At 68.2% G+C, this 14,568-nt stretch carries 13 protein-coding genes and 2 tRNA genes; 10 read left to right on the top strand and 5 right to left on the bottom strand.

Translation table 11 applies throughout. The features are described 5' to 3' along the window. Nucleotides 1–65 precede the first annotated feature (65 nt). The 3 genes from FHS29_RS27075 to FHS29_RS27085 all read left to right on the top strand — a co-directional run bounded on the left by FHS29_RS27075 (nucleotide 66) and on the right by FHS29_RS27085 (nucleotide 2,390). Nucleotides 66–2,036 (top strand): acetoacetate--CoA ligase, encoded by a 1,971-nt coding sequence (locus FHS29_RS27075; RefSeq protein WP_184695276.1) that lies wholly within the window; start codon nucleotides 66–68, stop codon nucleotides 2,034–2,036. Between the two features lie 152 nt (nucleotides 2,037–2,188). Then, nucleotides 2,189–2,278 (top strand) — tRNA-Ser (locus tag FHS29_RS27080). Nucleotides 2,279–2,317: 39 nt separating this feature from the next. Continuing rightward, nucleotides 2,318–2,390 (top strand) — tRNA-Arg (locus tag FHS29_RS27085). Between the two features lie 444 nt (nucleotides 2,391–2,834). Here FHS29_RS27085 and FHS29_RS27090 read toward each other — a convergent pair. The 4 genes from FHS29_RS27090 to FHS29_RS27105 all read right to left on the bottom strand — a co-directional run bounded on the left by FHS29_RS27090 (nucleotide 2,835) and on the right by FHS29_RS27105 (nucleotide 7,146). Further along, nucleotides 2,835–3,059: a 2'-5' RNA ligase family protein gene (locus tag FHS29_RS27090; RefSeq protein WP_184695278.1), complete on the bottom strand. Its 225-nt coding sequence runs from the start codon at nucleotides 3,057–3,059 to the stop codon at nucleotides 2,835–2,837. Next, nucleotides 3,029–3,544 carry a hypothetical protein gene (locus FHS29_RS27095; protein WP_184695279.1) on the bottom strand — a complete coding sequence of 172 codons (516 nt, stop codon included), beginning with the start codon at nucleotides 3,542–3,544 and terminating at the stop codon, nucleotides 3,029–3,031. Before FHS29_RS27095 ends, FHS29_RS27090 begins: the two co-directional genes overlap by 31 nt. A gap of 1,451 nt (nucleotides 3,545–4,995) precedes the next feature. After that, complete coding sequence (locus FHS29_RS27100; RefSeq protein WP_184695280.1) at nucleotides 4,996–6,030, bottom strand: restriction endonuclease; 1,035 nt, start codon at nucleotides 6,028–6,030, stop codon at nucleotides 4,996–4,998. 192 nt (nucleotides 6,031–6,222) lie between these two features. Further along, nucleotides 6,223–7,146 (bottom strand): alpha/beta hydrolase family protein, encoded by a 924-nt coding sequence (locus tag FHS29_RS27105; RefSeq protein ID WP_184695299.1) that lies wholly within the window; start codon nucleotides 7,144–7,146, stop codon nucleotides 6,223–6,225. Nucleotides 7,147–7,398: 252 nt separating this feature from the next. Here FHS29_RS27105 and FHS29_RS27110 point away from each other — a divergent pair, with 252 nt between their 5' ends. The 5 genes from FHS29_RS27110 (at nucleotide 7,399) to FHS29_RS27130 (ending at nucleotide 11,470) form a co-directional block, all read left to right on the top strand. Beyond that, complete coding sequence (locus FHS29_RS27110; RefSeq protein WP_184695301.1) at nucleotides 7,399–8,250, top strand: GNAT family N-acetyltransferase; 852 nt, start codon at nucleotides 7,399–7,401, stop codon at nucleotides 8,248–8,250. Nucleotides 8,251–8,404: 154 nt separating this feature from the next. Next, nucleotides 8,405–9,631, top strand: coding sequence for a serine hydrolase domain-containing protein (locus FHS29_RS27115; RefSeq protein WP_184695303.1), 1,227 nt, complete (start codon nucleotides 8,405–8,407; stop codon nucleotides 9,629–9,631). Between the two features lie 227 nt (nucleotides 9,632–9,858). Continuing rightward, on the top strand, nucleotides 9,859–10,278 hold the full coding sequence (locus FHS29_RS27120) for a hypothetical protein (RefSeq protein ID WP_184695305.1): 420 nt from the start codon (nucleotides 9,859–9,861) through the stop codon (nucleotides 10,276–10,278). Between the two features lie 2 nt (nucleotides 10,279–10,280). After that, nucleotides 10,281–10,505, top strand: coding sequence for a helix-turn-helix transcriptional regulator (locus FHS29_RS27125; RefSeq protein WP_184695307.1), 225 nt, complete (start codon nucleotides 10,281–10,283; stop codon nucleotides 10,503–10,505). Further along, nucleotides 10,502–11,470: an NAD(P)-dependent alcohol dehydrogenase gene (locus FHS29_RS27130; protein WP_184695309.1), complete on the top strand. Its 969-nt coding sequence runs from the start codon at nucleotides 10,502–10,504 to the stop codon at nucleotides 11,468–11,470. Before FHS29_RS27125 ends, FHS29_RS27130 begins: the two co-directional genes overlap by 4 nt. Here the strand turns inward: FHS29_RS27130 and FHS29_RS27135 are convergent. Continuing rightward, entirely contained in the window at nucleotides 11,467–12,279 is an 813-nt protein-coding gene (locus FHS29_RS27135; protein ID WP_184695311.1) for a serine hydrolase domain-containing protein, read from the bottom strand. The genes FHS29_RS27130 and FHS29_RS27135 overlap by 4 nt on opposite strands. A gap of 17 nt (nucleotides 12,280–12,296) precedes the next feature. Between FHS29_RS27135 and FHS29_RS27140 the strand changes: the two genes are divergently transcribed. Together FHS29_RS27140 and FHS29_RS27145 are read left to right on the top strand one after the other, a co-directional pair. Beyond that, nucleotides 12,297–13,181 carry a ribonuclease Z gene (locus FHS29_RS27140; RefSeq protein WP_184695313.1) on the top strand — a complete coding sequence of 295 codons (885 nt, stop codon included), beginning with the start codon at nucleotides 12,297–12,299 and terminating at the stop codon, nucleotides 13,179–13,181. A 559-nt stretch (nucleotides 13,182–13,740) separates the two neighbouring features. Continuing rightward, nucleotides 13,741–14,568, top strand: coding sequence for a hypothetical protein (locus FHS29_RS27145; protein WP_184695315.1), 828 nt, complete (start codon nucleotides 13,741–13,743; stop codon nucleotides 14,566–14,568).

A 14,568-nucleotide genomic window follows, 5' to 3' on the forward strand; every position in this document is an offset into this window, starting at 1 on the left:
CAACCCGTGCGACGTGTGGCCGGCGACTGTGGTTCCGCGCGCTCCGATGAGCTAGGAACTGGGGTATGACCGACATGCAGGCCGGCACCGCCGCCGGCGAGGCAGAGCTGCTGTGGCGTCCGGACCCCGACCGGGTCGCGGGCAGCCGCATGGCCGCGTTCCGCACCTGGCTCTCCACGGAGAAGGGGCTCGAGTTCGCCGACTACCCCGCGCTGTGGGAGTGGTCGGTGACCGACCTGGAGGCGTTCTGGGGCGCGATCGCCGAGTTCTTCGAGGTGGTGTTCCACAGCGAGCCCACGGCGGTGCTGACCGAGCGCGTGATGCCCGGCGCGGAGTGGTTCCCCGGTGCGACGCTGAACTACGCCGAACACGCGCTGCGCCGCGACACCGACGACCTGGCGGTGATCTTCCACCGCGAGGACGGCCGGTCGGCCCGGCTCACCTACGCCGAGCTGCGCCGCCGCGTGGCCGCCGTGCGGGCCGGTCTGGTGTCGCTGGGCGTCGGGCGCGGCGACCGGGTGGTGGCGCTGATGCCGAACTCGCCGGAGGCGCTGATCGCGTTCCTGGCGACGGCGTCGCTGGGCGCGGTGTGGTCGTCGTGCTCGCCGGACTTCGGCGCGCGGGCCATCGCCGACCGGTTCACCCAGATCGAGCCGACCGTGCTGGTCGCCGTGGACGGGTACCGGTACAACGGGCGCGGGTTCGACGTGCGGTCGACCGTGGAGCAGCTGCGGGCGGAGATCCCGTCCTTGCGCGCCACGGTGCTGATCGACTACCTGGGCGGCACCCTGCCCGGCGTGGTCGCCTGGGACTCGCTGCTGACCGGGTTCGCCGGCGCGGAACTGGCGTTCGAGCCGGTGCCGTTCGACCACCCGCTGTGGGTGCTGTACTCGTCGGGCACGACGGGGCTGCCGAAGGGCATCGTGCAGGGCCACGGCGGGATCGTGCTGGAGCACCTGAAGATGCTCGCGCTGCACAGCGACCTGGGGCCCGGCGACCGGTTCTTCTGGTTCACCACCACCGGTTGGATGATGTGGAACTTCCTGGTGTCCGGCCTGCTGGTGGGCACCACCATCGTCCAGTTCGACGGCAGCCCGGCGCACCCCGACCTGTCCGTGCTGTGGCACCTGGTGGAGCAGCACCGGGTCACGTACTTCGGCACGTCCGCCCCGTACATCCAGTCGTGCCTGAAAGAGGGCCTGGAACCGGCCGACCGCCACGACCTGACCGCACTGCGCGTGGTCGGCTCCACAGGTGCCCCGCTGACCCCCGAGGGCTTCCGCTGGATCGCCGACGCCGTCGGCCGGGACGTGCAGATCGCCTCGGTGTCCGGCGGCACCGACCTGTGCACGGCGTTCGTCGCGGCGTCCCCGGACCTCCCGGTGTGGCTGGGGGAACTGTCCTGCCGGGCACTGGGCGCGGCGGTCTACGCGTACTCGGAATCCGGCGCGCCTGTCGTGGAGGAGGTGGGCGAACTGGTGATCACCGAACCCATGCCTTCCATGCCGGTCTTCTTCTGGAACGACCAGGACGGTTCACGACTGCGCGAGGCGTACTTCGACACGTTCCCCGGCGTGTGGCGGCACGGCGACTGGATCCGCGTCACAGCGCGCGGCTCCGCCGTCATCTACGGCCGCAGCGACTCGACGCTGAACCGCGGCGGCGTGCGGATGGGCACCAGCGAGTTCTACCGGGTCGTGGAAGGCCTGCCGGGGGTGGTGGACTCCCTGGTGATCGACACGTCGGGAGCGGGCCGGACCGATGGCGAGCTGCTGTGCTTCCTGGTGCTGGAGCCGGGCGTGGCGCTGACCGACCTGGAACCGGCGCTGAAGACCGAACTGCGCACCAACCTGTCCCCGCGCCACGTCCCGAACCGCTTCGTGGCCGTGGACGAGATCCCGAGGACCCTCAACGGCAAGAAGTGCGAGGTGCCCGTCAAGAAGATCCTCGCGGGCACCCCGCCGGAGCAGGCCGTGAGCCGGGACGCCCTGCGCAACCCCGACGCCCTCACCCCGTTCCTGGCCCTGGCGAGGTAGGTCGGCGAGACGTGCGCCACACGACCCCCGCCTGAACCCCGGATGAACACCCTCCTCGTACCTCCTGACCAGCACGGACGGGGGTAGGAGGGGGGTGTTTTGCTAGTCGGGTGCCGACCTGTGTAACCTATGCGTCGTAGCCGAGGGCTCCGGGAGGCTTCGCCTAGTCTGGTCTATGGCGCCGCACTGCTAATGCGGTTTGGGTTTATCGCCCATCCCGGGTTCAAATCCCGGAGCCTCCGCAACACCCGGCTTCGGCCTGGTGACAACTGAAGAACGATGCGCTCGTAGCTCAACGGATAGAGCATCTGACTACGGATCAGAAGGTTGCAGGTTCGAATCCTGCCGAGCGCGCATCGCAGAACCGCAGTGAGACCACCCTCTCACTGCGGTTTCCGCTATCTCCGGGCCTCACCTCGTTGTTCCGCTATCGCTGTCGGAGTCCTTGGGTGTCCGAGCGTTGCTCTTCGTGGCACGATCGACCTGGTAGCTTCGGCTGCGCCGTTCGCCACTTCCGGCAGGACGCTCATGTAGAGGTCGCTGGTCATGGCAAGCCTCGAGTGCCCCAGCGTCATCCTGGATGACCTTCAGGTCGATGCCGGCGGAGGGCATGAGCGTGATCCGACGATGGCCGGCTGCGGTCAGTGTCGCCACTGCGGCAACCGCCTTCAACATCCCCCGCAGCAAGGCGTAAGACCTGATCGCACGCGGCGAGTTCCCGGCCAAGGCCATGCGACCCGGTGGGCATTACAAGATCGTCACCGCGTCGATCATCCGTGCCCTGTCGGACGGAGGTGGTTAGGCCGAAGCGGTCGCCACCGGGCCGAGCGGGACGCTCATCAGCTTGTCGAACCGATAGATCGTGCCTTCTCGGCGCAGCTCCACCAGCGCCACCTCGGACACGGCTGCGGTCACAGGTGGCCGTTCGCGCAGCTCGTCGATCATCGGCAGCAGCAGCCTGACCACCACGTCGGTGTTGGCGTAGGCGATGCTCAGGTGCGGCCGGAAGTACCGGGTGTCCATGTGCGCCCGGTCGCCGACCACATCACGCACGGCGTCCGCCAACGCCTGGTGCATGGGAAAAGCGCTGACCAGGGGGACACGCTGAACCTCAGGGCACCCCGCGAACGTGCCAGCGGCCCGATCTCCACCTTGAACGGCGACAGCCGCAGGCACCGCTTCCGAGCGGCGTTTGCGGCTGTCGCCGCGACCTCTGCGGCCACCTGGTTCACGAACCCGACTCGTCCCACCGTCAGGTGCAAGGCGTCCAAGGGCACAAGATCGAAGCGCTGGTGCTCCAGGCGGGCCTGACACTGCTTGGCGAGCTGGACCAGTTCGGTCCCGTCGAACGGCAACATCCAGTAATAGGCCCGACGACCGGACGGCCACTCGGGACGTACCCAGTGGTTCTGCATCCGGTCCAGCGAGAAGAACGACTTCCAGTCATGGCTGCGGATCACGTCGACGTCATCGAGATCGTCCGGCAGCCGCGACGGGAAGGCAGTCACTTAAGGATCTCCCTGGTGTACGAACCCCCCAACCAGTCCTCAACCTCGCCACCGACGAAACGGCCCTCCAAGCGGCCCTTGCCTACGCCGCGATGGATCTACCCGTCGTGCCTGGCGTGGTCTGGCACTAGGGCCGCTTCGTCAATCCCACCACTGGCGATCCAGTGACCCGTGTGACTCTCCAACAAGCCGACACCGCCACCACGGATCCCGCCCAGGTGCGCGAATGGTGGGAAGCGCCAACTCGCCGCGGCCAAGCCGTACTCGCGGTCGTCGGCTCACAACTGGGTGCCGTCTCCATCCCGCTCAGCCTCACCTAACGACTCATCCAACACCCCTGGTTCACCATCCGCCCGACCCCGTCGTGCAGATCCCGGACCTGCCCATCGCCTTCGTCCTGTACCGCCCGCTCACACCCCCGTCCCTGGTCACCGACCACGTCCGAGTCGTGGACGAGGGCACGACGATTCCGCTCCCGCCCACTGCGGTCGGCTCGATTTCGTCGGCTGGTGGATGTCACTCGAGCAGGCCGGCAACACACTCCTGACCGGCCAAGAATTGGCAGATCTCATCCACAGCATCGAGGACAGCAGGCATGACCGACCAGCCCGACACGAAGCCCCAGTGGGCCGAAGCGGGATTCCAACGGTTTCTGCACGGCCTAGCCCACGAGCACGGCCCCGAGGCTCTTCGCCATCGCCAACGAGTACGGAACCCGCCACGACGCCGAGATTGCCGCCTACGGCCTGGTCTTCCCAGGCCACGTCGAGGTGGTCACGATCGAAGGGCACTTCCGCACGCTCACCGACACCGCTGGAAGTGCTCTTGGTGCCTTCACCCGCATGGCGACGGTCGAAGGCAAAGGCCCACCTGCTGTGGCTGGACGAGGCGATGAACAGGCTCTAGCGCCCTCGTCCTCGCGACTCCACCGCAGGCACCAACCGACGCGGCGACTGCTCCAGCGTCTGCCCGGGACGCCGAGACACCGCCGCCACCTCCTTTCCCGGCCGTGGTCCAGAAAGCGCCGAAAGCCGCGCAACAGCAGCCGCTGCGGCCTTCCTTCGATGCACCCGTCCACGAGCCTTCTGCCAATCGCTGATCTCCACTAGCAGCGAGACAAGAGCAAGAACCAGTCCCGCGATCGAGAATCCCACGCAAGTACGGGTGTCGAAGCGCGACCGCATCCCCAATCCCGCCACCTCCCGCGCGGCCCGCCGCAGCTTTGTCGCGCTGACATGCGCGGCAGTTCGAAGTCTAGATATCGACGATCAGCTAGCCGATCCTGCTGAGGCGGGCCGGTGGTGCGGATTGCTCGTTACCTTGCAAGCTATCTGAATTGGCTATCCGGTGCTGCCGCGAGGGTGATAGGTTCGGGTGGTGGTGGGTAGTTCGGTTGAGTTCTCGCACCTACCTTGTGGGCTTGGGGTCTGGACAGAGTGGTCCCGCTCAGGTTAGGGAGTCGTGGGCGGCGAGACTGTCGATCGATTCTCCAGTTCACCTGTGGTGGCGTTCCTGATCTCCTGCGAGTTGCCCAAGCGAAAGTTGTTCGGGTCAATTACTGCATCCTCGATTGAGTAGAGGTGCTCGTTTGCGCGTACAGGAACGGCGTGTGGATCTTCAATCTCAACCCACGACTCGTCACGGGAGAGGGGGACTTCTGACCAGTGCACGTATGACGGGACGATGCGGTGGCTCAGCAGATCGACGAGTCCGCGGCACTCAACCGGATCGACGTGGCCAAGCCAATAGCGGCGTCGGACGGTGTAACTGATGACAAAATCGTACACAGGCCGCCACCGCGGTTCGTTATTGACATCAGTCACGTAAATCTGCACTGGTTTGGTACTGATAAGTTTCACTGGACCGTCGGCACGGATATCTAGCTGCCGTGAGTTCCACAGATCCGTGAAGCGCTCCGGTATACGAATTCGCGTCTTGCCGCCATCGTCGGACAAGTTGGCGAACCAGCCAACGCGATCGTCACTGTAGATGGTGTCGCCCGCCTCCGCATGGTGTGAGAGCGATCCTGATAGGACGGGTGTAAGTGTCGTCCAGAGCACAGGCAGCTTGAGTACATCACGCCAACGGCCAGTCACACTGTCATGTAGGGCGTACAACTCGATACCGAGATTGCGGGCATAGCGGAGGGCCGGCGCGGTGAACCCTCGATTACTCACCAATACGCCGCGATCTGCGCCAGTGTCCCTTAGGACCGTGGCCAACTTGTCTAGATCAGTGAGGTCGGCCCGCCGCCCACGATCTTTGACCTCCACGACGGCCAGGCGGGGCTGCTTGGTCGCATCCGACCACCGGATGCTCACATCTATTTGACGCTGTGCGCCGGAAAGGCGACCTAGGATGCGATCATTGTGTTTAACGACCGCGCGGTCCCCTTCGAGCTCACTGAAGATCTGATGGGCAAGTAGTTCCAGATCCAGGCCAGGGCGAGCGGACGAAGGGGGCGGCTCGTTCTCAGCGTCATGCACGGCGAATGACAATACCCCTGAAGTCTGATACTCCCTTGCAGGCAGGCAATTCGGCGTTACAGCTTGGCCCACGAGGGGAAACGCGCCGGCGGCGACACCGGCGACGCGATGCTGCTGCTCGGCTGGACCTCCGAGGACCTGCCCAGGCGCACCATGCCCGGATTCGGGCACAACGGTTCAGACGGGACGGGTTCAGGTGCCTTGGTCGTCGGTCCGGCCGATGATCCACCGGGTCAGGGTGTCGAGGTAGCCGGGTGCCAGTCGGGTGCCGCCGTCGGTCCGGACGCGGTGGTCGGCACCGGGGAATACCTCGACGGTCAGCGTCGCCCGGCTGTCGCGGTGGCGGTGGCAGGCGGCGGCGGTGAAGAGGCGGATGCTGTCGGCGACCGGGACCACCTCGTCGTCGGCGCCGAAGATCGCCAGGTGCGGGCACCGCAGGCGCAGCGCGTCCGGGATGGGGTCGTGGTCCTGCTTGCGCTTGAGGAAACGCCAGAGGCGCTCGTCCACTTGGGCGGCGTGCTCGGTGAACGCGGTCGGCGGGGATTGGGTGATTCCGATCGCCTCGGCGAAGTCGGCGTCGCGCCGACCGGCCTCGATGACGCGGTCGTAGGCGGCCAGCGCGGCGTCGACCTCGTCGTCGGTGATCCCCTTGGTTCGCCGCAAGGTGGTGGACAGCTCGTAGCGGTCCTGCGCGGCGGGTGTCGTACCGGGCCCGCCGTTGGTGACGACCCACGGCACGTCGTCCCGCAGCGTGGTGGTGCGCAGGACGACCCAGCCGCCTTCGCTGTGCCCGAACAGCCCCACAGCCCCGCTCCGCACTTCCGGTCGCGCACGCAGGAGATCCAGGGCGGCAGCCGCGTCGGACGCCAGGTCGTCGATCGACGCGTCGAGCCAGTCGCCGGACGACCCGCCGACGCCGCGCTTGTCGTAGGACAGCACGGCGATCCCGGCGTCCACCAGGTGCCGCCGGATCGCCGGGAAGTGCGTGTCGTTGTCCCGGTCCGACGGCCCGGACCCACCAACCATGACCACACCCGGCAGCGGCGCACCGCGGTCGGGCAACGTCAGCGAACCGGCCAACACCACCTCGGCGTTGGTGAAAGTAACGTCCTCCAACAGGATTCCCCCTGAGCCGACGATGACCACCGGCGTAGCGCCGGCCCCATTTCGAGGTACCGGATCGCTCCGCCGCCTCGCACAACGCCCAGTGTCCTGCGCCGGTCAATCAAGATATGGGGCGACGCGTTCGCGCACCGCCGCCGGCCCGGCCCTCAACTCCATGCGCCTCAACGAATACGACCAAGAGTGGCGGCGGGTCGTCTACGGGCAGATGCGCCCCGGAGCCGTGTGCGTCAGGGACCATGAAGCATGCGCTCGGATGGCTGGCACCTCACCGAAGACGTCGATGACTTTCTCGCCCGAGCCGGGGACTTCCTGCGCTCACGCCCCGCCCTGCACACCATGCCGTTGACGGTGTTCGAGAAGCTGCGGACCTCCGGGGTGGACGCATACGGCGAAGCCACCGTGTTCGGCCGGCTGGAGCAAGGGGGAGAGGTCCGCGCCATCTTCTACCGCCGTCCGACCCACCGCCTGAGCCTCACCGCCGTCCCCCCAGAGCAGGCCGACGCCCTCGCCGCCCACCTGGCCGACCTCGGCCACCCTCTGGCCGGCGTCACCGCGGACCACGACACCGCTACCGCTTTCGCCGAGGCGTGGCAGCGGCACACAGGCGCAGTTCCGGTAGACAGCCTGCGGGTCCGTCTTTATCGTCTCGGCACGCTCACCCCGCCGCAGCCGGTCCCGGAGGGCCGGGGGCGCGTTGCGGGCGCCCAGGACCGTGACCAGGTCATCCGCTGGTGCGGTGAGTTCGTCGCCGATGTCGGAGAGGCCCCCGCCGACTCGTGGGCCGACTCCCGCTTCGCCGACAAGCACTTCACGTTCTGGGAGACCCCGGACGGCACTCCCGTCTCCATGGCGGGCACGACCTCGATGGTCGCCGGCATGGTCCGCCTGGACCCCGTCTACACCCCGGCCCACCTCCGGGGGCGTGGCTACGCCGGCGCCGTGACGGCCGAAGTGAGCCGTGCCGCGCTGGCCGCAGGGGCGACGGACGTGGTGTTGTTCGCGGACCCGGCCAACGCCACCAGCAACGCCCTCTACCAGCGCATCGGATACGTCCCGCTCGCCGACTTCGCCGGCTGCGACTTCCCGAAAAGGTAGCGCCAGCACTACCCACGAACGGACGCTGACGCGATTCTGGTCGCCCGTTCCCGTCTCTAGGGTCGAGTGCAGCGAGGACTCGCCGGGGCCATCACGTGACGACGTGAACGCGAATCCCGGAAACGGGAAAACTGAGGCGAAGGAACAGGGCTGTATGAGGACGAGCATGCGACGGGTCGGCGTGGCGGTCATGACGGCCGCGTTGTTGACCGGGGTGGCCGGGCAGGCCGTTGCCGTTTCGCCGGAGAACCGCGAGGACGCCGCGCAGGATTCCGCGCAGGCCGCCGGGCGGGATCGTGCGGAAGTGCGGCGGGCGATGGACGAGGTGGTGGCGACCGGGGCGGCCGGGGTGGTGATGCGTGTTCACGATCGGCGGGGCGAGTGGGCCGGCAGTGCCGGTGTCGCTGAACTGCACCGGCCGGCCAAGCCGGTTGTCGACGGGCGGTTCCGGGCGGGCAGTATCACCAAGACTTTCGTTGCCACGGTTGTGATGCAGTTGGTGGGCGAGGGCAAGGTCGGGTTGGACGATCCGGTGGACCGCCACCTGCCCCGCTACGGGCTCGACCGCCGGATCACGGTTCGAATGCTGCTGCAACACACCAGCGGCCTGTTCAACTACACCGGTGACGTGAAGCCCGATGGCACGACGGACCCCGGCATTCCCATGTGGGGCCAGGACTACGTGGACAACATGTTCCGCACCTACCGGACCGACGAACTGGTCAGGTTCGCGCTCACCAAGCCCGCCAGGTTCGAGCCGGGCGCGCGCCACTCCTACTCCAACACCAACTACTCGCTGCTCGGGCTGCTGATCGAGAAGGCGACCGGGACCGACTACGACACCCAGGTCGAACGACGGATCTTGAAGCCGCTCGGCCTGCACGGCACCAGCCTGCCGGGCACCCGGACGGGGATCCCCGGCCCGAACGCGCACAGCTACATGGCATACCAGCACGGTGGCAGGCTGAAGACGGTCGACGCGACGAGGATGAACCCCTCCTGGGCGGGCCCGGCCGGGGAGATCATCTCCACCACGCGGGACCTCGACACGTTCGTCTCCGCGCTCCTCGGCGGCAAGCTCCTGCGCCCCGACCTGCTGGCCGAGATGCGCAAGTCGATCCCGGCAGCGGCCGAGGGCAGCCGGATCGGCCTCGGGCTCTTCCAGACGGACTTCGGCCCGAACTGCACCGGGCACGGCCACACCGGAGGAACCCAGAGCGCGACGACGTACATGTACAGCACGTCCGATCGCAGCAAGCGGGTCGTGTTCTCGGTGACTCACGGCACCATCGACTCCGCTGACCCGGCGGCGCGCGAGAAGTTCGGCAAGACGATCGACAAGCTCGCGGCCTTGGCGTTGTGCGGCACGCCGCAGCGGTGACAGCGCGGCGGTGACAGCGCGGCGGTGAACCCGGTCCGACCCAGCCGGCCGGTGGACCTGTGCGCGCGGAGCATGTCCTCAGATCGGGGCGGGGCCCATCATCTCGGGCCCCGTCCCGATTTCGGCGCAGCAACCTCGCCCGCCCTTCGATGTCAAAGATGCTTGACACGGTGTCCGTCTTGCTTGACACTGGCCATGTCAAGTTTGCTTTACATGGAGGTGGGGGAGTGTCGTACGAGGAGAAGGGGACCTGGGTCTACCTCCTGGCCGGCGCGGGCAGCTACTTCGTCTACGTGATCGTGCTGCTCGGACGGGTGGGCGACGGGGCGTTGGTCGACGTGCCCTTCAAGTCCGCGATGTTGTGGGCGGTCGGAGTGGCTGTCGTGCTGTCCGTGGTGGGACGGGTCGTGGTGGAGATCGTCAAGCCCGGCGGCAGTTTCAAGCGGGACGTGAGGGATCGGGAGATCCACCGGTTCGGTGAGTACGTCGGTGGCGTCGTCCTCGGCGTGGGAATGGTGGGTCCGTTCGTCCTCGTGTTGGCGGAGGCCGGTTATTTCTGGGTGGCCAATGCCATGTACGCGGTCTTCGTGTCGGCCGCTGTGGTGGCTTCCGCGACGAAGCTCGTTTCGTATCGGCGGGGGCTGTAGCTTTGGGCAAGCCGACGAAGATCACCAATTCCATTCGTGCGCTCCGGTTCGCGCACGGGGAAATGACGCAGGCCGAACTGGCCGCACGGGTCGATGTCACCCGGCAGACGATCATCGCCATCGAGCAGGGGAAGTACTCGCCCTCGTTGGAAATGGCGTTCCAGATCGCGCGGGTGTTCGGGGTCGAGTTGGGTGAAGTGTTCCAGTACCCGGAGGAGGAAGCGTGAAAGCTCTTGTGCAGGACCGCTACGGGGCGCCCGGCGAGGTGCTGGCCGTCGGTGACATCGACAAACCGCTGGTGAAGGATGGCGAGGTGCTCGTGCGGGTAGCGGCTGCGCCGGTTTCGGGAACCGACTGGCACCTGGTGGCCGGGCTGCCTTATGCGATGCGGTTCGTGACTGGGCTGCGAAGACCGGCCAATGGGGTGTTCGGGTTGGATTTCGCGGGCACCGTGGAGGCGGTCGGTCGCGGTGTGCGGTCGTTGCGGGTCGGTGACGAGGTTTTCGGGTGGTACGACGGCACGTTCGCCGAATACGTGTCGGTGCCCGAAGGACAGGTGACGGGCAGGCCGCACAACGTGCCGGTGGAGGCCGCCGCTGCGGTGCCGATCGCGGCGTTCACCGCGCTGCAGGCGGTCCGGGACCTGGGCGAGGTCGGGCCGGGGCGGAAGGTGTTGATCTCCGGTGCGTCCGGTGGCGTGGGTGCTTATGCCGTGCAGATCGCCAAGGCCCTGGGTGCGGACGTGACCGGCATCTGCGGGGCCGCGAAAGCCGATCTGGTGCGGTCGATCGGGGTCGATCGGGTCGTCGACTACCGCGCCCGGGACTTCCGGGACATCGGTGAGCGGTTCGACGTGCTGATCGACATCTACGGCAACCCGTCGATCAGGGACTGCTCGCGGGTGCTGAGGAAGGGCGGGACGCTGGTCTTCGTCGGCGGCACGGGTGGCCGCTTGTTCATGGGGACCGACCGATGGGTGCGCGGCGTGTTGGCCGCGCCGTTCCTCGGCTTCAAGGCCCGTCCGCTGGTGCACAAGGACCGGCACGACGACCTGGTGACGCTGCGGGGGCTCATCGAGTCCGGCGCGGTCACCCCGGTCGTCGGGCGCACCTACCGGCTCGACCAGGTCGCCGCGGCCATCGAGGACGTGCGGGCGGGCCGGGTGCGCGGGCAGGCCGTCGTCACTTTCTAGCGCAGTTCGGCCAGCACCCCGTCGGTGAACGCCGGCCACGCCTCGATCGCCCACTCGCCGAACCGGCGGTCGGTCAGCGCCACGCACGCCGCGCCGGCCTCCGGGTCGAACCACAGGAACGTGCCGGCCTGCCCGAAGTGGCCGAACGTCCGGGCCGACGACGACGCGCCCGTCCAGTGCGGCGACTTGTCCGCCTTGATCTCGAAGCCCAGTCCCCAGTCGTTGTGGCGCTGCAGGCCGTAGCCCGGCAGCACGCCGCGCAGCCCGGGGAACGCCACGGTGGTCGCCTCCGCCACCGACGCCGCCGACACGAGCTTCGGGGACTGCACCTCCGCCGCGAACCGGGCCAGGTCGGCCACGGTGGAGGTGACCCCCGCCGCCGGTGAGCCGGCCAAACCGGACGACGACATGCCCAGCGGCGAGAACACCGCCTCCGCCAGGTAGTCCGCGAACGGGATGTCGGTCGCCGTCGCCACGAGGTCCGCCATCACCTCGAAGCCCGTGTTGGAGTAGATCCGCTTGGTCCCCGGCGCGGCCTGCACGTCCGCCGAGTCGAACGCCAGCCCCGACGCGTGCGCGATGAGGTGCCGCAGCGTCGCACCTTCCGGCCCGGCGGGCTGGTCCCACTCGACCGCGCCCTCCTCCACGGCCACCAGCACCGCGTAAGCGGTCAGCGGCTTGGTCACCGACGCCAGCGGGAACCGTTGGTCGACCGGTCCGAACGTGTCCAGGACGCGTCCCTCCGCGTCGATCACGGCCGTGGCCACCGTCTCGACCGGCCAGTCGGACACCGCGCGCAAACTCTCCATGCCGCAAACTCTGCCATGTGTCACCACGTGAGCTGGTCGTGCTCGGCACCGCGAGCCAGGTGCCCACCCGCACCCGCAACCACAACGGCTACCTGCTGCGCTGGGACGACGAGGGCTTCCTGTTCGACCCCGGCGACGGCGCGCAGCGGCAGATGCTGTTCGCCGGTGTCCCCGCGCGGGACATCACCCGCATCTGCCTGACCCACTTCCACGGCGACCACTGCCTCGGCGTGCCGGGCGTCGTGCAGCGGCTGTCGCTGGACCGCGCCCCGCACCCCGTGCACGCCTACTACCCGGCGTCGGGGGCGCACTTCTTCGAACGCCTGCGGCACGCGAGCTCGTTCTACGACACGGTGGACCTGCGCGAGGTGCCGGTGACCGGGCCGGGGCCGATCGCGGTGGGGCCGTTCGGCGCCCTGGAGGCCCGCCGGCTCGACCACTCACTGGAGACCTACGGCTACCGCCTGGTCGAACCCGACGGCCGTCGGATGGTCCCGGAACTGCTGGCGCGCCACGGCATCCGCGGCCCGGCGATCCGCGACCTCGAGCCGCCGCTGCTGGACGAGGTGAGCGTGCCGCGGCCCGGTCAGCGGTTCGCGTTCGTCATGGACACGCGGCTGTGCGACGGGGTGTTCGAACTCGCCGACGGTGCCGACCTGCTGGTGATCGAGTCGACATATCTGCACGTCGACGAACGCCTGGCGGTCGAGCACGGCCACCTCACCGCCGCCCAGGCCGCACGGGTGGCGGCCGAGTGCGGCGTGCGCAAGCTCGTGCTCACGCACTTCTCGCAGCGCTACGACGATCCGGCGCTGTTCCACGCCGAGGCGGCCGAGGTGTTCGACGGCGAGGTCGTGGTGGCCGCGGACCTCGACCGCGTCCCGGTGCCCAAGCGCCGGTAGCCGCTCGACGCGGTGGTGGACGCCGATCGGGCCGATCTGGAACGTCACGTCGCCGACCAGGCGCAGCGCGCCGGTGACGACCGCGACGACGATCACCAGCCCCAACAGCAGGCGCAGCAGCGCCGACCAGCTGGTGGCGAGCCGGTGCAGCAGGGCGGGCCAGCTGCGGGGGTCCTGGGGTGCGGCCATCGTCGGCTCCTCGTTCGCGGGGGTGTCGATCTCCAGTGAAATGAGCCCGCGAACCGCCCGCAACGACCGGTTCGGCAACATGCCGGCAATTTGCCGCAGGCGCCATCCGGTGGTCGGCAATTTGCCGGAAATTTGCGGTCCGCGGTCGGGTCGATTCGGCAATTACCCGGCAAGAACGGCGGTCCGGAGCGGCAAGTCTTCGGCATTTCCCCAGCTCGCGGATGGGGTTTCCGCCATTTTGCGGACAATGTGCGCGGACTTGCCGGGCCAGGTGGTTGATCTACCGTTTCGAGTGCCTCAAGATCGGGTGGCAGGTCCGCTAGCATCCGCGTTCGTTCCGCCACCCCCCGTACTTCGCCGAGGAGTCACCGTGCCGGTTCCCATCGAACAGCGGCTGCACAAGGCGCTCGGTGTGCGCGGGTTGGACCTCGTCCTGCTCAAGGCCAGTGACCTGGGGCGACGGCTGCACGTCCACCCGGAGGACGACGACTGGGGCGTGCTCGCCAAGGTGCTCTGGCAGGTCGAGAACACCATTCGGCTGGTCACCAACGACGAGAAGAACCGGGACATCCTCAGGTACGCCTACAACACGCCGCGCGACTCCGAGCTCAACGCCCGGTGGTTGGGTGATCGGCTGGAGTTGTTGGCCGGCCGACGGGGCAAGGGGTGGGCCGCGTTCACCACGAACAAGGTGGTCGGCCGATTGACGACTTCGGTCGGCGGGCATTTGCGGCGGAACCTCCCGGTGCCGCCCGCGGAACGGCTGGTCGAGCTGGTCGAAGTGGAACGGGAGTACAGCCGCACGGGGATCGGGCGGGCGCGGATCGAGGTGGACGGCAATCACCTGTCGAACCTCATCGACGCGTGGAACACGTCCCGGCGCGACGAGATCGAGTACTGGCTGGAGCGCTGGACCCTGCACTTCGAGGTCGAGGACGACTACCTGGCGACCGTGCGCACGGCCGAGCGCGGCGAGTTCCTGTGCGTGTTCACCACCGCCGAGCGGCTCGGCGAGTACCAGCGGTCGTCAGGGCGGCGGCCGGGCGGCTCGGCGACCCGCGCCGAGGGCGTCCACGTGCTCGGTCTGATCGCCCGGATCCCCGGCGTCGGGCTCGCCGTCGACCCGGTGGTCGGCGGCACGGGCAGCACTTATTGGACCGCCGAGGAAGTGGCGCGGCGCTGGTCTGTGGAGGAGTGA

The sequence above is a fragment of the Saccharothrix tamanrassetensis genome, from assembly GCF_014203665.1.
Classification (GTDB): domain Bacteria; phylum Actinomycetota; class Actinomycetes; order Mycobacteriales; family Pseudonocardiaceae; genus Actinosynnema; species Actinosynnema tamanrassetense.

Excerpts from the sequence above, each read along its gene's own strand:
- FHS29_RS27075 (WP_184695276.1), top strand. The coding sequence starts at position 66 with ATGACCGACATGCAGGCCGGCACCGCCGCCGGCGAGGCAGAGCTGCTG.
- FHS29_RS27090 (WP_184695278.1), bottom strand. The coding sequence starts at position 3,059 with ATGGACACCCGGTACTTCCGGCCGCACCTGAGCATCGCCTACGCCAAC.
- FHS29_RS27110 (WP_184695301.1), top strand. The coding sequence starts at position 7,399 with ATGCGCTCGGATGGCTGGCACCTCACCGAAGACGTCGATGACTTTCTC.
- FHS29_RS27115 (WP_184695303.1), top strand. The coding sequence starts at position 8,405 with ATGAGGACGAGCATGCGACGGGTCGGCGTGGCGGTCATGACGGCCGCG.
- FHS29_RS27135 (WP_184695311.1), bottom strand. The coding sequence starts at position 12,279 with ATGGAGAGTTTGCGCGCGGTGTCCGACTGGCCGGTCGAGACGGTGGCC.